We start from the raw sequence: 16,493 nt of genomic DNA on the forward strand, positions 1-16,493 counted from the left end.
AAGCTGGATGCGCGTCAGAGCGTCTGCACTTGCACGAGCTGCCGGTCGCAGGCGATGGACGCGAACATCTCGTTGAAGGTCCTGGGGAACTCGCCGCAGCAGGTCGAATCGTCGATCTCGACGGCGAGGTCCGGCCGTTCCTTGAGCCAGGCGGAGGCCTGCTTGTCGACACAGGCCGGGCTCTCGCCGCCGAAGTCGACCAGATCGGCGTCGGTGGCGGCCGGGGCAGGAGCAAGAGCAGTCATGGCGAGCGGTCCTTCACGGGATGAGATGAGAAGCCCACGAGCAGCCGCCCGACAGGGAGCCACCCCCAGCCGACACGCGCATGACGTGCCACAGAGTCCTCCGGATCAACTCCGTTGATCCCCCAGCGCCAGACAGACCCGCAGGCGCCTTGCGCGCCCGAGCCCCGCTCGGCGCGCCCTCTGACCCCTCTCCCCCGTGGCATTCAGACTCGCCGCAGACTGCCATTGAATAGGCATTCGAATAAGATGCTCTCGGAGATCAGTCGATCCAATCGGACTGGTCGGCAACAGGAGGGGCGAGAAGCGATGAAGACCTGGAGGACGAGGAGGGCTGGGCTCTCCGCTGCGGCGCTGGCTGCGGCCGCGGGCGTTGCGCTCGCCGGGTGTTCCGGCGGCAACGGCGGAACACCCCAGGCAGCACAGTCGTCGCCTGCGCATAGTCCGACCACGAGCACTGCCAAGGTCACCGACAAGGCCCTCGGCGAGGCGCTGGAAAAGCTCGCCTTTCAGGGAACCGGGGGTTCCAGAAAGGACGGCGGGGCCTGCCTGGCCAGAGCAGTGCGGAAGGCGGGAATGCCGGAGGAGGCGCAGGCCTACATCGTCGGCGACGACATGGGCGCAGTCATCGACGGACTGAACAAGGTGAGCGAGGACGACGCTGCGCTCCTGGCCTCGCGGTCGCTGCGTGAGAACTTCGACGCGTGCGCCGACAAGGCTTTCCTCCCGAACGACAACAGCACCGAGGCCCAGAGCTACGAGCCACCGAAGGCTGCCGCGAAACCTGCGGCTGGCAAGCCGGATCTGAGGCCGGTCTATCCAGTCCGTGTGGACCAGCCGGTCAACTCGTCCCTCGAGCTCACCAAGGGCCTGGTCTCGACGTTTGTCGGCGTACAAGTGAACGTGGCTCTGGCTTGATTTTTGTAGCCGACCCTCACCTCGAGATGATCTCCGGCTACAAAAATCAAGCCAGAGCCACTCACATCAGTACGGGGACAACGTTCTCCTCCTACGCCCGGGACGAGGATCAGAAGAAGAGCTACGCGACGGCCGGCCAGTGCCTGTCGACCCTGGTCTACGACGCGGGCTTCAGCCAGGAGGCGCTGCACTTCTTCGCCAGCGGCGCACGCCTTGGCACTAAATCGATCGTCGAGCATCTACCCAGCGACAAGGACAAGGCGATCTGGCAGTCGCCGAGGTTCACCCAGGGGCTCGTCGACTGCACGACGAACGCGACGCCGACTTCCACCCCCGGCTCCTGAGCGGGAGTCCATCAGACAGGCGAAAGTGGGCGTGATCCGCAGCAGGTGTCCCCGCCCGAGGGGAAAGGAATCGAGCAGGTCCACCCGCTACGGCGATGCGCAGCCAGGGGGACGACTGGGCGCGCCTGCGACTCTACCGTCATTCAAAACCTGACAGAAAGAGCGTAGATGGATTATCGGGTAGCATTGATAAGGACCTCTTGATGGACCAGTCTAGTATGGCAAGGAGAAGCGGCGCATGGCCGTCACACAGGAGCTGGATAAGATGACGCAGCCTGCGCGCGGCACAAAGAGGAAGCCCCCGGGCCCGACGCAGAGCAACAGCAGCAGCGGCCGCCAGGGCATGTTCGTCCGGTTGAGTTCGGACGACAAGCAGCGCGCGGAGTACTGGGCTGACAAGCGCGGGTTCTCCTCGGTGAACGAATACGTGGCCGAGGCGGTGGTCGAGAAGATCCGGCGCGAGAACCTCGACTATGACCTGCCGACCCTGGAGATCGCGCGGCTCAACGAGCTCGTCGACCAGGTCGCGGCGCTGGCGAAGAACTCGGCGAACCTTGAACGCGTCGTCACCACGGGCTTCGACTCGCTGATCGGGCTCACCCGCGGCGACAACTACCTCTTGGACGACGAGGACGGTGAGCTCGCATGAGCCGGGATTTCGCAGAGATGCTGGAGGCGGCCACTCCTACCAACGAGGTGATGGAGGTGGACACGTCCTTCCTTGACGCCTACAGGCGCGGCGGGAGCGAGGAGCTCAGGCGTGTCCAGGCCCAGGCGCCACAGCCTGAGCCTGAGGCGGCAACGCCCGAGCCGGAGGTGCAGTTCGATGAGGCCGGCGACGTCGACTCTCAACTCAAGGTTGAAGGTCCGCAGGCTGATCTCGACGTGGAAGCCGAAGCGGATCGCCCGAACCTGGAGCCCGATGCCGGCGACTCCGAGCGGGCCGACGGATCTAATCGGCACAGTGGTGCCGGCGGCGGACAGAACACCGCTGACGGGGTGCTCCCGGGCGGCCCGCCGGCGGGCCTTGCGGCTGATGCCGCTCCGGCTCCTGGGGCACAGCCGGACGTCGAGGACGCCGCTACAGCCGAAGTTGCTGGTCATCACGTCGTCGCCGCACCGGATGAATCCGAGCATGTAACGCCCGGATCACTGCAGCTCACCGACCATCAGGACGCCGTGCAGAGCGCGGCCTCGAAGGGGGGCTCGGGTAGTACAGCCGAGACCGCCACGCTCCCCCAGTCGGGCTTCCGGCTCGCCGGCGTGCAGAGCCAGCCGCACATCAAGGCGCTGCCCGAGAGCATCGTGAACGCGCTGCGGGAGCAGCTGAGAGCAGCCGCAGTCCGTGAGTTGCGCGTGAGCGACAGCGCTGCTCGGGAGTTCAGCCAGCGGCTGAGCCAGGGCACGCTGGTGACGGCGTTCCTGCTGGCACAGCTCGACCTGCACCTTGATGCCGATCCTGCCACCGAGCGCGCCGTCGAGCTATTCCGTTCCCGCGATCCGCTGCTGGGCAGCGTGGTGGCACGGCTGATGAGCATGGAGGCCGCTGAACGCGAGCGGGACGGGTTACTGCGCAAGCTGCGCGACGAGTTGGGCGAGGTGCGCCAGACCAGCGCGGTGGTCGAGCAGGCGCTGGCATACTCCATCGCCGACCGTACGGAGAACTTCCTGCGGGGCTCGCACAACCTCCACGACGCGCCGATCACGCACAAGGAGGCGATCTACCTCCGGGACAAGGCCCGGGAGGCGACCAGGAAGCAGTCAAAGCTTGAACGCGAGCGGGAAGGACGGCCGATTCGATGACCACGACGAGCAAGGAGAAGCTCTTCCCCGCCCGGCAGCGCTGCAAGACGTGCGGCAAGGGTCTGGGCCTCCGCGCCCAGAACCCGGTGCACCTCGGCCTGTACTGCACTCCGCGGTGTGCGGGTATGGCCGCGCCGGCCTCGCGGCCCGAGGACGCGCCGCGCGGATGCCGGACGCAGCGCGAAGAGACGTGGGCCTTCAAGCGCCGCTACCGGAGCGAGCAGGAGATCCCCGCGAAGCTCCGGGAAGATGCGTCGACGAGCTGGTATTGGTGCGAAGAGAGCTGTGGCGCGATCCACGTCGGCCACACGCGCATGGGCGAGCGGGAGAAGTTCCGGATGTTCGAAGACCTCGCCGCAGACCTGCCGGATCTGCTGATCAAGCTCAGGGGGCAGGCCACGCACAAGCAGGTCACTGAGGTGGCCGGCGTGCGGCCCATCCGACTGAAGGAGCTGGAGGAAGGCCTGAAGCACCCTGAGGGACTCGAGACGCTCGGCAAGGTGCTGCGGGCGTACCGCGTCCGGCTCGGCGTGGCGATGCCGACTCGATAGTTGCGCTCGGCAGACGAAGACCCCGAGAAGAAACTTTTCGGGGTTTCCTCCTTTTTCGACGAGCGGTGATTGCTCTAACAGCGTGCCGGAGCCGGGCTTTTCTGCATGCCCCTCGTACCATTCAATGCCTTTTCAATCTTCCTTTAACTCCCATTAAACCGCCCTCTTGGAGTAGAATCGAACTCGTTTCCAAGTCGATGACGAGCAGGAGTCAACATGGTCGCGATCGTGGTCGCAGAGAAGCCGAGCGCAGCGAGGAACATGGCCAGCGCCCTCGGCGGGGCGAAGGGCCGCTACAAGGGCACGGCCTATGAGGTGGCGAGCCTGCGGGGTCATCTCTATGAGTTCGCCCAGCCGCACGCGATGGTGGACTCCTCGCTCGCGGACGTCTATCAGAAGTGGGACCTGAGCAATCTGCCCTGGGATCCCGATGATCTGACGTGGAAGCGCGAGCCGCAGAAGAACGTCGCGGACGTCATCAAGACGCTGCGCAGCGCGCTCGGCCGCGGCGACGAAATCGTCATCGCCACGGACCTGGATCCGTCCGGCGAGGGCGACCTGCTCTTCTGGGAGGCGATCGACGAACTCGGCTTCCACGGCTCGAAGTTCAGCCGCATGGAGTTCACCGATGAGTCGAAGGTATCGATCCAGAAGGCCTTCGAGCAGCGCCGGCCTGTGAAGTCCATGCAGGACGAGGGCGATTACCGCAAGGCGATGTACCGCTCGCAGTGGGACTTCCTCTCGATGCAGTTCACCCGTATCGCCACGGCGATGGGCCGCCAGTCCGGTCAGGACCTCGTGCTGCGCCAGGGCCGGCTGAAGTCGGCGATGGTCTCTCTCGTCGGCGACCAGCAGAAGGCCTACGACGCGTACGTCAAGAAGCCGTTCTTCCAGAACCGCTTCCGCGACGAGAGCGACGTCATGTACACGAACCCGGACGAGCCGCGGTTCGACCAGAAGGGCCAGGTGCCGCAGCAGTACGGCCCCTCCGCTGTCGTCCTGGACAGCAAGGCGGACAAGAAGACCGTGCCGCCGAAGCTGCTCGACCTTGCCTCCCTGTCTTCGATACTCGTTGGCAAGGGTGTGAAGGCGAACCTGACGCTCTCGACCTACCAGAAGATGTACGAGGACCAGGTTGTCTCGTACCCGCGCACCGAGGACAAGACGATCACGCCTGAGCAGTTCAAGGACCTCGCGCCGCTGGCCGACAAGATCGCCGCGGTGGTCGGCGTCGAGGCTGGGCTCCTGACGCACCGCCAGCCTCGTTCCACGCACGTGAAGCCCCAGGGCGCTCACGGCGCGAACCGTCCGGGTCCGAAGGTGCCCTCGTCGCTGGACGAGGTCGATCACAAGTACGGCAAGGCCGGGCGGCTCATCTACGAGATGCTCGCGAAGAACTACCTGGCCATGCTCGCCGAGGACTACCTCTACGAGCAGCAGAAGGGCCACGTGGAGAAGTACCCGGACTTCGTCGGCATCGCCAACGTGCCCAAGAGCCCCGGCTGGCGGGCCGTGTTCGATCCGGACGCCGGCGACGGCACGGCCGAAGGCGACGAGAACGAGTCCAGCAGGGGCCTGGGCCAGAACGCTGAGCCGTTCATCTTCGAGGGCGCGAACAAGCGTCCGGAGCACCCGACGATGAGGTGGCTCATGAAGCAGCTGGAGAAGCGTGACGTGGGCACGGGCGCGACCCGCACTTCGACGTACTCGGAGGTTACCAACGACAAGGCGAAGTATCCGCTGCTGACCGAGAAGGGCAGGAAGCTCAGGCTGGCGCAAGCCGGCGAGATGAGTTGGAGGCTCCTGCCTGGCACGCGCATCGGCGATCTCGGGCTCACCGAGAAGGTCTACGCCGACATGCGCGACATCGCCGCCGGGACGGCGACCACCGAGGAGCGCCTGGCCGTCGTCGCCGACTGGGTGCGCGAGGACATCGCCACGATGACGAAGAACGCCGCGTCCATGCGCGCTGAGCTGGGCCTGAAGGAGCAAGTCGGCGCCGCCCGCGCCGAGGGCGTGTGGCAGGCCGCTCCGGGTGGCCCGAAGAAGGTCGCCTTCAAGAAGATCTGGTCGGGCCACGAGTTCAGCGATGACGAGGTGGCGAAGCTGCTCGCGGGCGAGACGATCTCATTCGAGGCGAGGTCGAAGGCGGACAAGCCCTTCACGGCCACCGGTGCGCTCGGCGTCGGCGACTTCAGGGGCCGCAAGTTCGTCGGGTTCCAGCTGGAGGTGCTGGACAGGCCGACGAAGTGGTCTGGTCGGACGTTCACGCCGGCGGAGGTCATGGCGCTCCTGGCGGGCCAGTCGCTGGAGATCGACGACTTCGTCAGCGCGCGGACTGGCAAGACCTTCAGTTGCAAGGTCAGCTGGGACGAGAAGGCGAAGAAGATCATCCTTGATTTCGGCCCCGCCCACGAGCCGCCTCGGTCCTGGTGCCAGGTGACCTTCACCGATGCGCAGCACAAGGACCTGGCGGCCGGCGAGACCATCCAGGGCACGGGCTTCGTCTCGGCCAAGGGCAAGACCTTCGACGCCCGCATCTCCTGGAAGGAAGAGGGCGGCAAGAAGAAGATCGTCCCGTCGTTCGGTTGATGCCGGACGGGCACTGACGAGCAGCAGCGGGTCCCGGACCTCGGGGCCCGCTGCTGCCTTTCACGACAGCGACAACAGGAGGCGATGTGATGGGGACGATGAACGAAATCGTGCAGCTGGTCGATCGGGTGGCCTGATCAGCGATGTCCATGGCGCCGCCAGGTTCTTGCGCGACGCAATGGTGACGCTGGCGTCGAGAGGCTGCACCTCGTTGGTGCAGCTGGGCGACTTGGATGCTCTGGCGCGGCACGCGCAGCGAGATCCAGGCTCTGGAGGCTTTGAACAAGCAGCTCTCCCAGCAGGGCGAGCGCCTGCATGTCGTGTTAGGCGACCACGAGAACTACGACGTAATCGACACGTTGTCGCGCAACGGCTCCGGGGTCCTCCGGATGGGATCACATCTGGCGCTCCTCCCCCGCTCCGGTCTCGTGTGTGCCGGCCAGCACCCCGTCGGTTGGCTGGCAGGGGCCGCGGGTATCGACCGGTGCGTGCGAATGCCGGGCCTGACATGGTGGGAGGCTGAGCTGCCACGGACGAGCAGGCAGCGGGTCTTCTGGACGCCGGGGCAAGCCCTGATGTGGTGCTCGCCCACGAGGCGCTGGCGGTCCCGGGGTTGATCCAGCGGCTCGGCGACGGCCACGGCTGACACCCTGACGATCTGGCGTATGAGCGCGCGGTGCAGCAGGTGCACACCGCGCGGGTGCTCTCGGTGCTCGATCCGGCCAAGGGGACGCTGTGCGTCGCGGGACGCTACCACTTTCGGCACTCGGAGCAGGCAGTGCTCGATGGGATGCCGGTGCGTCAGGAGATCCTCGACCGGGACGGCTCAGCCGATGCGCTGGCCGTGCTTGACCTGGGCGACGACGTTCCGCGCTTCGAGGCGGTAGCGATGGGCTGAGCGCCTCTGCTCCCGCGGCGCGACTGATCTGTCAGCCGCCCAGACGACACTCGACGACTCGGACCGGCTAGTCCGACTCGCCACATGTCGCCATTCAAGACCCTTTTGATCTCGATTCAAATGACCTATCTAAGATAGGATGCCATCCACACACCTCGCATATGAGGGCTTTTGGATAGGTCGATCGATGACCATTGTGGTCGCAGGGTGAGATGAGAGATTCATGGCGAAACTTTCCTATAAGGTGCCGAGTTCGCTGAACAGGAGCTTCCTCGACCACGAGATCACGCTGAGCAAGGGAGGTTGGGCGGCGAAGCCCTCCCCGATCAAGCAGCTGCTCTTCTTCGGCGGCGGCATTCTCGCCCTGCTGTGGTTCAGCACGTCGACGTTCGTCGCGAGCTCGGGCCCAGTCGCCATCACGTTCTTCGTCCTCTGGGGAATGGCGGCGATCGCCTACTTCGGTGGGCTGATGAAGACGAAGGAGCTGCGCATCATGCGGGTGCCGGCCTTCCTGGCGTACCTGCCGCGCAAGGCCCGCCACGTCTTCACCCGTCGTAGCTCGAATCCCACGGACTTCTACTCGATCGTCGGCGTCGACGGGATCGACGAGGACGGGCTGATCCACTTCTCCGACGGCGGCGAAGGTCGGGTCTACCTGGTTGTCGGCTCGGCGAGCTATCTGCTCTTCGACGAGGACCGGGTCGGGATCCTCGACCGGGTCGACTCCTTCTGGCGCAAGGTCGAGACGACCTGCGAGCACAGCTTCATCACGACGAAGGAGCCGCAGCGGATCTACCACCAGGTGGCGATCCTGGAGCGGCGCAACCAGGCCCTGCAGGTCCGTGACCCCGATCTGATCGAGCTGCAGAACGAGCAGTACGAAATCCTCACGCAGCACGTGGGCGGGAAGTTCCCCTCGATCCACCAGTACCTGCTGCTCAAGGGCAAGAACGCCGACGCACTACGCAAGGGGCACCAGGTCCTCCAGGCCGAGGTCGGCGGCTCCATTCTCATGATCAGGGAAGCCGCGATGCTCGACCGCGAGGAGGCCGAGCCGATGCTGCGGGTCTTCTACCAGGGCATCGACGACGAACTGCCCAATCTCAAGGCGTCGCTGAACTGATCAGCGCCAGGCCGACCGACACGACCAGGAACGAACGAAGGACACCATGGTGCTGATGACGAAAGTCCGGGCACAGCTCGGCATCCCGGGGAAGAAGCCTGACGAGACGAATGAGACCGCGGAGCTTGTGGTCGATGATCCGCGCGCGGACGGCGCTGCTCAGGCTGAGGGTGTGCAGGACACTGCGGCAGCTGACGGCGTGGCCGATGAGGCCGCCGAGCCGAAGAAGAACTGGTGGCAGCGCCGCCGGGAGGTGAAGCACCTCCAGGGCACGTTCGACGCCTATCCGCATCTGCTCGCGCTGAAGCCGAAGGAGAAGTACCTCTTCCGCTCCGACTACTTCGAGGTCGACGGCTCGGTCGCCTGCATCCTGGCGTACTTCCACGGCGACGCCGCGCACGACAACTTCGCCGCCTTCTGGGGCATCGATCGGATCCCGGACGGGCTGGACGAGCGGGTCACCGCGGTCGTGCTTGAGCAGGTCAAGCGGATGGACGACAAGTGGATCGACTCGTATACGAAGCAGTCGGAGAAGCTGGAACGGCTCGATGCCAACGAGCAGGAGGAGACGGGCACGACCTCCTCCAAGCGCAAGGCCGCGAAGATCTCCGGTGACCTCGGGGTCACGATCGGAGAGCTCCAGGACGGCGCGAGCTACCTCTCCGTGCACAACCGGCTCTTTCTCAAGGCCCCCGACCTGGCGACCCTGGACGACACGATCGACCGGGTCACGCGCCTGTACATCGACCGCTTCGGCACGCTGAAGGCTGCGCCCTATGCCGGCGAGCAGCGCCAGGAGCTCTCGGGCCTGTGGAAGAACAACGAGAAGAAGAAGGGCAAGGGCTTCCACTTCACCTCGACCGAGCTGGCCGGCTCGTACTCGCTGGTGACCAACGGCCTCAACGACAAGGGCGGCGAGTACGTCGGCTACATGGTCGGCGACGTCAACAACAGCGCCGTGCTCATGGACGTCAACGCCTACGACCATCACGTGATCGTCGCCGACGCCACGCTCAGCGAGTACCTCGACCGCCAGCGGGTGGCCAACATGTGGTGCTCGAAGATCTCGCAGGCCGCGCTGCTGAACAACGGCCAGGTCGTTCACCTCGTCCTTGACGGAGCGAACCTCGACAAGCTCGGCCCGAAGTTCGAACGGCTCACCTCGCGCGTGGACCTGAACCAGGGCGACGTGAACATGTTCGAGATGTTCGGCGAGGAGGAGGACGAACTGACGGTCTTCTCCGCCCAGATGGAGAAGCTCAAGCTGATGTTCGAGCAGCTCTACGAGACCACCGATGGTGCCGTCGGTTCGATCATCCGCAGTGCTCTCGAAGACACCGCCACGGACTTCTACATCGAGCAGGGTATGTGGCGGCACAACGCCCAGGAGCAGCGGCGCCGCCTGCGTGTGGTGAATATCCCGCACACCCAGGTGCCGCGTCTTCAGATGTTCGTCTCTTACCTGGCGACCGCGCACAAGGCGCTGCTGAACTCCAGCAAGACCGACGCGGATCAGCTGCGGGCGTACAACGTGCTCAGGGGCATCGCCAACGCGATGCTGAGCACGAACGGCGATCTCTTCAACAACCACACGGCCTCGGCTGTGGACGGGGTCCGGGACTCCCGGCGCGTGGTCTATGACTTCTCACGGCTCATGCGCCGCGGCAAGGGCGTGGCGATGGCGCAGCTGGTGAACGTCGTCGGCTTCGCCGTCGGCAAGCTGGGGCTCGGCGACACGGTGATCATCCACGGCACCGAGCACATCGACGACCGGGTGAAGAAGTACATCAAGGACCAGTTCGACCACATGCACGAGCGTGGCGGCCGAGTGGTCTACAGCTACAACGATGTCGACAAGATGCTGGCTGACAGCGACTTCAACAAGTTCGACGCTGCGGACTACACGCTCTTCGGCCCGATGCGCGACGGAACGGTGGCGGAGTACCAGAAGCAGCTACACCAGCGGATCCCGCCGGATCTCGCCCAGCTCATCACGACCAAGGGCGAGAACCTCACGTACTTGCGCCGGGGCGTCTCCAACGTGGTCTTCCACCTGGATTTGGCACTGGGGATCAACCCCTACCGCGAGGCCCAGCGCAGGCAGGTCCGTCTGGAGGCGGCCAGGGCCGAAGAGGCGACGCGGATGGACGCGATCATGCACGACAAGCCGGCACCGGGCGCGAACCTCACCAGCATCCGGAAACACAGCGAGGGCGGCGACGGTGAGGCTGACGCGGGCCAGGGCGACGCGAGCAAGCGCAACGACGGCAAGAGCCTGCAGCAGCCCGAGAACGGCGCAAGGCGACCAGCGGAGAGGCCCAGGCCGAAGAAGCTGGTCAAAACATGAGCGGGGTCAGCACTGATACGAGGGCGAGGAGTAGAGGAGAGACGATGAACAGGACGATCACGGCGGTGGCGAGGCTGCCTGCCTGGGCCGGCCACGGCGGTGGTGTAGCCCGCCCGGGCAGGCTCGCGCGCGGGCTCGCCCTCGTGCTCCTGGCGGCGCTGCTCGTGCCGGTCTTCATGATGGCGACCTCCTCGCCGGCGTCCGCGGACGACAAGAAGGAGCGCGACAACTACAGCCTCTACCAGCTGACCTCGAACGCGAGCTCGTACTTCAGCGAGAAGAACTCGCCGCAAAACGACAAGGGCATGCACGAGAACTGGAAGCCGGTCACGTCCAGCCCGGCCTCGGGCGGTTCCATGCTCGGCTACTCCGACCCGGAGTTCAGCCTGGGCAACGTCGTGGGCTGGTTCTTCGCCGAGGTGTCGGGGTCCTCGCAGACCGTTACCTACGAGACTCTGGCCGCGAAGGATGACAAGGGCAACGCGAAGTACTCGGGCATGCTCGACTACGCGCACTTCGGGGCGGCCAACAACGACCTTGGCCTGGACACGATGTCCTCGGGCATCGGCGGCCAGATCGTGAGCGTGATCGGGGGGTCGATCGTCTGGGTCCTCTACGCCCTGGCGCTGGCGGTCGGCACGCTGTTCTACGTCATCATCCAGTTCCTGAAGCTCATCAACCCCTTCATGTGGTTCTACAGCGCGGTCGCGGCGGTCAATCCGACTCTTGCCGAGGGTATGACCGGAGGTGATACCGGAGGAGGCGCGCTCTCGGGTCTGCAGCACTGGATCAGCGGATGGTACGGCCTGCTCGTCGATATCTCGTGGCAGGCGCTCGTGCCGATCTTCATCGGCTTCCTGCTCATCGGCCTGGTCATGTTCAAGAAGATGGACCGGGGCTCGGCGATCAAGAAGCTCATCGTGCGCGTCGTCTTCATCGGCGTCGGCCTGCCGCTCGTCGGGTCGATGTACTCCAGCGTGCTCGGAAAGTTCGACGATTCCGTTCTTGGTCAGCACGCCGGCCCGACGCGCGTCGTGCTGAGCACCTACGTCGACTTCGAGGCGTGGATGATGAACGACCGTCTGGGGATCCCCGACCAGGCCACTGTTTCCTGGAACGGCGACCAGGCGAGCCCGGACGCGATGATGTCGGTGCGCACGAGCGCGCTGGCGATCAACAAGCAGTCCCACGGGGCGACGTTCAACGGCATCAGCATCGGAACGAAGGCCAACGACGCCGAGTCGGCCTGGAAGGACGGCACGGTCTCCGCCACTGGCGGCAGTGCCTCGGACGACTTCAAGGCGGTGTTTTCGACCTTCGGGATCATCGGCAAGTACATCGCCAGCGGCGAGATAGCGGCCTCCGACTTCGAGTCGGGGATCAAGAGCTCGATCACGCAGCTGGACGAGAGCTCGGATGTCAAGAAGAGCTGGTTTGTCGACAAGAGCAGCTACGGCGACGTGGAGCAGTTCGGTGAGGAGAAGGGGCCGAAGCCGGTCGATCACCCGGTGATTTCGACCGACGGCACGGGCCTGACCTCCTTTCGTCCCGGTAAGGACTCGACGGTCTTTACGACGACGGGGACGAAGGGCGGCTGTGGCTTTACGGTGGGCAAGACGCCCTCCTCGTGCAACCTGTCCCCGCTGACGGCGTACAACTACCTCAACACCGGGTTCAGCCCCAGTTCGCTGACCATGTACTCGTCGAACAACGCCACCAGCGGGTTCACACGCGAGAACCACATGGCCGTCAGCCAGGTGGGTACGGGGCCGGCGAAGTTCATGTACTGGAGCAACGCGGCCACGGTCCTGGGCTCCATCGTCCTGCTCGGCTTCTGGTACGCCATCGGCATGCTGGCCGGCTCGGTTAAGCGGATCTTCGGATTGGTGGCCGCCGTGCCGTTCGCGACGCTGGGTGCGATGCAGGCGATCGCCAAAGTGATCGTCTACTCCATGGCGCTCATCCTGGAGGTCCTCCTCACGCTGTTCATCTACCAGTTCGTCTCGGAGTTCCTGATCTCGGTCCCGGACATCATGGCTGGACCCATGTCGAGCTTCATGAGCCCGGGCGGCTTGTGGGGCAGCGCCGCGCTCGGCGGGATCATCGTGGTGATCCTGACCCTGATCTCCTCGCTGGTGATCACGGGCATCACCTTCGCCCTGCTACGGGTGCGCAAGACTGTGCTGCAGGCGATGGACGAGGTGGTCACCAAGCTCGTGGACAAGTTCCTCGAGACGAACACCGCGCCGAAGCCGGACAAGGGCGGGATGATGCCTGCTCTGGCCGCGGGTGCAGGGGCTGGCGCGGGTATGGCCATGGGCAACAAGCTCGCCAACGGGTTCAACAGCAAGACCAGCGGTCCGGCGTCCCCGAGCACGGGCAAGCCCGCGGGCAAGACGGCGTCGACGAACGCCGGCGGCACGAACGGTGACGCCACGGCGCTGACCGCTGGTCAGCAGCAGCTGGCCCACGGGGGTGGCGGCCAGGATGGACCGGATGGCCCGGACAGCCCGGCGCTGGATGGTGGTCCTGGTGGTGGTGGCTCCGGCGGCGGCAGTGACGACGTCAAGGCTCTGCCGGGCGGCAGTGGCCCCGCCGGTGCTCAGGGCGCGCCCGATCAGGGCGACGGACCCGACGACAAGGGTGGTCCGCTGCAGCTGACGAGTGGTGGAGCGGGCAGCTCGCGCTCGGACAAGCAGACGGCGCACGGTCTGAGCAACCAGGGCGGCCTGTCGAACCTCGGGTACACCTCGGACGGTAACAAGGTCATCCCCGGCGAGGTTCTGGCCTCGTCCACGGATCCGTCGAGCTCTCGCGGTGGCGCTCAGGGCCGAAGCGGTGCGGGTAGCACCGACTCTGTTCCGACCAGCGGAGACCGTAAGGCTGTCGCCGGTCAGACGGGCCCGACGCTGTTCGGCACGGGTTCCCAGGGTGCGCAGAGCCAGCAGGGCAGCAACCATCAGGCTGCACCGCAGCGCTTCAGCGGCGACGCTGTGCCTGCCCCGGCTCCTGCTTCCGGGCAGCCGGCCGCGCCGAGCCCGCGTCCGACGCGCTCCGCTCAGGGCACCCCGGCTCCGAGACCGCTGGGAGCTGGCACGTCGGATCCTCGTCCCGTGGCCGCTTCGGCTTCGGGTCAGACTCCGGCTGCCCCTGGTGCGCGGACCCCGGCTCGGACGCAGGCTCCGCGGCCGCCGGCTCCTGCACCGGATCCTTCGCCGCGGCAGGCGCCGGTTCCGCGTCCGCGTCCTCGTCCGCGCCGGGTTGCCGATCCAGCCCCTCAGAGCGTGGAGACCCCGGAGCCGCAGCAGCGGCCGGCCGGTGGCCTCCGCCGGGGCCGGCGCAAGGAGGACTGATCGTCCGGTCGAGGGCGAGCGTGGAGGGCTGACGCACCCGGTGAGGATGATCGCGACGATCGTTCTCACCGGGTGCGTCAGCCTTTGAGTAGCGTGAGGAGAAGGAAGGAAGCATGAGGCTCGGATCGAAGCTTCGCGGCGTGTTCCCGCGTGGCTGGTGGCGCTCGGCGCGATGGTGGATCACCGGGATCCGCGAGCTGGCACTGAGCACTATCGCGGCCGTGACCACCGTGGTGTTCGTCGGCGAGATGGTACGCGCCGTGCGGCATCGCGACGAGCCGCGGACTCTGGCGCGTCTGGCCAGCACGTTCGAGGGGTACGTGTCGAGCCTTCTGGTCAACGGCGCAGGCTTGGGCGTTTTTGGCACCATGGCGATCGAGGATGATCTGCCTGTGATGCTGGTGCTGCTGACTGGGTGGTGTCTGTCCAACATCGGCGTCAGCGCCGTGGTGTTCGTCGTGGTGGCCCAGTCCAGGATTCGGAGGCCGGCAGCGTGGGCCGAGCTCGATTTCGTCGAGCAGCATGCTCCGAAGTATGGCTGGCCGCCGGAGACAGTCGAGGAGTACCGGGCGCAGCAGCTTCAGGAGTTGACGTCAGAGGCTTGATCAGCCGAGGAAAGACAGAACCCCGTGGACGCGATGTCCACGGGGTTCTGTGTTGCTTGGCCGGCCGAGCGAGACGTCGACGTTACTTCCCGCACTTGGCCTTGAAGCCGTCCAGCAGAGCCTTGCCGGCATCGGAGTTGTCACGTACGTACGCGCTACCGCTGATGCTGATCGAGGTGTCGCTGGTTGAGACGGACTCGCTGCCGGTCCGCTCGTTGCGGCTGTCCTCTCCGGCGACCGTCCAGATGATCTGGGACTGATCCTTGTTGAACTCGCCGGTGCTGGTCACGTCCGGCTTCTCGTAGACACCATCGCAGGTGTACTCATGATGCGAGACGGTGTTGCCCTTGACGACCAGCTGGCCGAGTTCGGACGTGCCGTTGATGTCCTTGACGTAGTAGGTACCGTCGAGCTTGCTGGCGCTGTCGCTGCTTCCGCTGCAGGCGGTGAGTATGAGTGAGCCCGCGGCCAGGGCCGCGATGGACACGGCGATCTTGGCCCGCGTCCTACGCGCGGTCCTGGTGATGCTCATGGCGTTCTCCCTTCGTTCGTTCTGGATAGTCGGTTTGAGATAGAAGGCCAGTCAAAATAACCTATGGATAGGTGACTTTGGCTGACCGGGACCGCCTGTCAGGCGCCTTCTCGGAGGTTGTCGAGCCGATGCTCAGTCAACGCTAGCGCGACCTCGGACTGATTGAGCGCGTGTTCGCCGTCCTGGATGCGCCACTGCAGACGCTGCACGGGCGGGGCGCCTGCTTCTTGGACTGCCAGGTCGCCGAGTTCACGCAGCTCTGCGTACGCTCCCTGCAGCTGTTCCTCGTGGTGTGCTGACCGGACCCTGAGGCGGCCAGCCCGCTCTTCCCACCAGCGCACCCGCGACTCGCGGTCGAGCGTGGTCTTCCCCTCGATCCAGGCACGGAGCTCGGTTGGGTCGACGTCACTCGGGAGCCCGGTGGCGAAAGGCCCCTCGGGTTCCGGCATGTCGATAGGGATGTGCGACAGCAGCACCGCGGGGGTCGTGTCGAGCACATAGGCGATCGCGACGAGATCGTCGACGGTCACGGGGCGAGCACATCGCTCCATCTCCGCGAGGGCGTCGGCTGAGATCGGATGATCGAGCATCAAGAGCACGTAGGCCAGCTCGTCGATGGTCAGCTCGCGCAGCTGGCGGTAGTGGGTGATGGCGTCGGACACAGCAAGGGACGTGGGAAGGGGCGACGACATGCATCGATCTTAGGCGTGCTCGGCGCGGCCCCAGGTGGGTTGTCACATAACTCTCGGCCGTCGTCACATAGACCCGTGACGGGTCCCGCGAGAGATACCATCCACGCTGACCGGGCCTCGATTCCCGATGCGGAGATTCGGTTGAGGTTGGCTGCCTCGCTCAGCGTGGTGGGAAGCGGAAGCGCAGGGTGCGGTCGTTCCACCAGGGGGTGGGGGTCTCCAGGTCGGCGAAGCCTGCTTCGATGAGGACCGGGTGGTGGGTGCGGAGATTGAGTGCGCAGGTCACGGCGTGTTCGGCGACGTGCAGGGTGCCGGTTGCATCGAGGAAGTGCCGCCAGAGCCGGTCCGGGGTGGCGGTCTCGCAGCGGGGCAGTTTGCTGACCGACGTCGATGCGACCTTTTGGACACTCGGGGCAGGCTCCTGAGCCTGCGCCATCCACTGCCCCCAGTCGAATCCCTATCGACTCCAAGCCGAGTAGCATTTGATTGCCTT

At 65.6% G+C, this 16,493-nt stretch carries 15 protein-coding genes; 11 read left to right on the forward strand and 4 right to left on the reverse strand.

The features are described from left to right. Window positions 1-14 precede the first annotated feature (14 nt). Window positions 15-245 carry a hypothetical protein gene (locus ACLLJJ_RS33790; RefSeq protein ID WP_434598216.1) on the reverse strand — a complete coding sequence of 77 codons (231 nt, stop codon included), beginning with the start codon at window positions 243-245 and terminating at the stop codon, window positions 15-17. 306 nt (window positions 246-551) lie between these two features. Between ACLLJJ_RS33790 and ACLLJJ_RS33795 the strand changes: the two genes are divergently transcribed. The 11 genes from ACLLJJ_RS33795 to ACLLJJ_RS33845 all read left to right on the forward strand — a co-directional run bounded on the left by ACLLJJ_RS33795 (window position 552) and on the right by ACLLJJ_RS33845 (window position 14,776). Then, entirely contained in the window at window positions 552-1,160 is a 609-nt protein-coding gene (locus ACLLJJ_RS33795) for a hypothetical protein (protein ID WP_434598218.1), read from the forward strand. Next, window positions 1,157-1,504: a hypothetical protein gene (locus ACLLJJ_RS33800; RefSeq protein WP_434598220.1), complete on the forward strand. Its 348-nt coding sequence runs from the start codon at window positions 1,157-1,159 to the stop codon at window positions 1,502-1,504. The genes ACLLJJ_RS33795 and ACLLJJ_RS33800 overlap by 4 nt, the downstream gene beginning before the upstream one ends. Before the next feature lie 238 nt (window positions 1,505-1,742). Continuing rightward, entirely contained in the window at window positions 1,743-2,153 is a 411-nt protein-coding gene (locus ACLLJJ_RS33805) for a hypothetical protein (RefSeq protein WP_434598222.1), read from the forward strand. After that, window positions 2,150-3,307, forward strand: coding sequence for a hypothetical protein (locus tag ACLLJJ_RS33810; RefSeq protein ID WP_434598224.1), 1,158 nt, complete (start codon window positions 2,150-2,152; stop codon window positions 3,305-3,307). Before ACLLJJ_RS33805 ends, ACLLJJ_RS33810 begins: the two co-directional genes overlap by 4 nt. Then, complete coding sequence (locus ACLLJJ_RS33815) at window positions 3,304-3,858, forward strand: hypothetical protein (protein ID WP_434598226.1); 555 nt, start codon at window positions 3,304-3,306, stop codon at window positions 3,856-3,858. The genes ACLLJJ_RS33810 and ACLLJJ_RS33815 overlap by 4 nt, the downstream gene beginning before the upstream one ends. Window positions 3,859-4,074: 216 nt before the next feature. Then, window positions 4,075-6,450: a DNA topoisomerase gene (locus ACLLJJ_RS33820; RefSeq protein WP_434598229.1), complete on the forward strand. Its 2,376-nt coding sequence runs from the start codon at window positions 4,075-4,077 to the stop codon at window positions 6,448-6,450. 676 nt (window positions 6,451-7,126) lie between these two features. Beyond that, window positions 7,127-7,348, forward strand: coding sequence for a hypothetical protein (locus ACLLJJ_RS33825; protein ID WP_434598231.1), 222 nt, complete (start codon window positions 7,127-7,129; stop codon window positions 7,346-7,348). A gap of 223 nt (window positions 7,349-7,571) precedes the next feature. Beyond that, window positions 7,572-8,471, forward strand: a complete 900-nt coding sequence (locus tag ACLLJJ_RS33830) for a hypothetical protein (protein WP_434598233.1) — start codon at window positions 7,572-7,574, stop codon at window positions 8,469-8,471. A 55-nt stretch (window positions 8,472-8,526) separates the two neighbouring features. Then, window positions 8,527-10,818, forward strand: coding sequence for a hypothetical protein (locus ACLLJJ_RS33835; protein ID WP_434598235.1), 2,292 nt, complete (start codon window positions 8,527-8,529; stop codon window positions 10,816-10,818). A gap of 44 nt (window positions 10,819-10,862) precedes the next feature. Then, window positions 10,863-14,171, forward strand: coding sequence for a hypothetical protein (locus ACLLJJ_RS33840; RefSeq protein ID WP_434598236.1), 3,309 nt, complete (start codon window positions 10,863-10,865; stop codon window positions 14,169-14,171). A 113-nt stretch (window positions 14,172-14,284) separates the two neighbouring features. Beyond that, complete coding sequence (locus ACLLJJ_RS33845; protein ID WP_434598238.1) at window positions 14,285-14,776, forward strand: hypothetical protein; 492 nt, start codon at window positions 14,285-14,287, stop codon at window positions 14,774-14,776. An 82-nt stretch (window positions 14,777-14,858) separates the two neighbouring features. Here the strand turns inward: ACLLJJ_RS33845 and ACLLJJ_RS33850 are convergent, their stop codons facing one another. From ACLLJJ_RS33850 to ACLLJJ_RS33860, 3 genes are all read right to left on the reverse strand, one after another. Then, window positions 14,859-15,308, reverse strand: a complete 450-nt coding sequence (locus tag ACLLJJ_RS33850; protein ID WP_434598240.1) for a hypothetical protein — start codon at window positions 15,306-15,308, stop codon at window positions 14,859-14,861. 98 nt (window positions 15,309-15,406) lie between these two features. Beyond that, window positions 15,407-15,970 (reverse strand): DNA-binding protein, encoded by a 564-nt coding sequence (locus tag ACLLJJ_RS33855; protein WP_434598242.1) that lies wholly within the window; start codon window positions 15,968-15,970, stop codon window positions 15,407-15,409. A 190-nt stretch (window positions 15,971-16,160) separates the two neighbouring features. After that, window positions 16,161-16,436: a hypothetical protein gene (locus tag ACLLJJ_RS33860; RefSeq protein WP_434598244.1), complete on the reverse strand. Its 276-nt coding sequence runs from the start codon at window positions 16,434-16,436 to the stop codon at window positions 16,161-16,163. Between the last annotated feature and the right edge of the window lie 57 nt (window positions 16,437-16,493).

The sequence above is a fragment of the Streptomyces sp. A5-4 genome (assembly GCF_051131715.1).
Lineage (GTDB): Bacteria > Actinomycetota > Actinomycetes > Streptomycetales > Streptomycetaceae > Streptomyces.

What these genes read in the sequence shown, in the direction of transcription:
- ACLLJJ_RS33790 (WP_434598216.1), bottom strand. Translation starts at nt 245, where the DNA reads ATGACTGCTCTTGCTCCTGCCCCGGCCGCCACCGACGCCGATCTGGTC.
- ACLLJJ_RS33795 (WP_434598218.1), top strand. Translation starts at nt 552, where the DNA reads ATGAAGACCTGGAGGACGAGGAGGGCTGGGCTCTCCGCTGCGGCGCTG.
- ACLLJJ_RS33805 (WP_434598222.1), top strand. Translation starts at nt 1,743, where the DNA reads ATGGCCGTCACACAGGAGCTGGATAAGATGACGCAGCCTGCGCGCGGC.
- ACLLJJ_RS33810 (WP_434598224.1), top strand. Translation starts at nt 2,150, where the DNA reads ATGAGCCGGGATTTCGCAGAGATGCTGGAGGCGGCCACTCCTACCAAC.
- ACLLJJ_RS33815 (WP_434598226.1), top strand. Translation starts at nt 3,304, where the DNA reads ATGACCACGACGAGCAAGGAGAAGCTCTTCCCCGCCCGGCAGCGCTGC.
- ACLLJJ_RS33820 (WP_434598229.1), top strand. Translation starts at nt 4,075, where the DNA reads ATGGTCGCGATCGTGGTCGCAGAGAAGCCGAGCGCAGCGAGGAACATG.
- ACLLJJ_RS33830 (WP_434598233.1), top strand. Translation starts at nt 7,572, where the DNA reads ATGGCGAAACTTTCCTATAAGGTGCCGAGTTCGCTGAACAGGAGCTTC.
- ACLLJJ_RS33835 (WP_434598235.1), top strand. Translation starts at nt 8,527, where the DNA reads ATGACGAAAGTCCGGGCACAGCTCGGCATCCCGGGGAAGAAGCCTGAC.
- ACLLJJ_RS33840 (WP_434598236.1), top strand. Translation starts at nt 10,863, where the DNA reads ATGAACAGGACGATCACGGCGGTGGCGAGGCTGCCTGCCTGGGCCGGC.
- ACLLJJ_RS33845 (WP_434598238.1), top strand. Translation starts at nt 14,285, where the DNA reads ATGAGGCTCGGATCGAAGCTTCGCGGCGTGTTCCCGCGTGGCTGGTGG.
- ACLLJJ_RS33850 (WP_434598240.1), bottom strand. Translation starts at nt 15,308, where the DNA reads ATGAGCATCACCAGGACCGCGCGTAGGACGCGGGCCAAGATCGCCGTG.
- ACLLJJ_RS33860 (WP_434598244.1), bottom strand. Translation starts at nt 16,436, where the DNA reads ATGGCGCAGGCTCAGGAGCCTGCCCCGAGTGTCCAAAAGGTCGCATCG.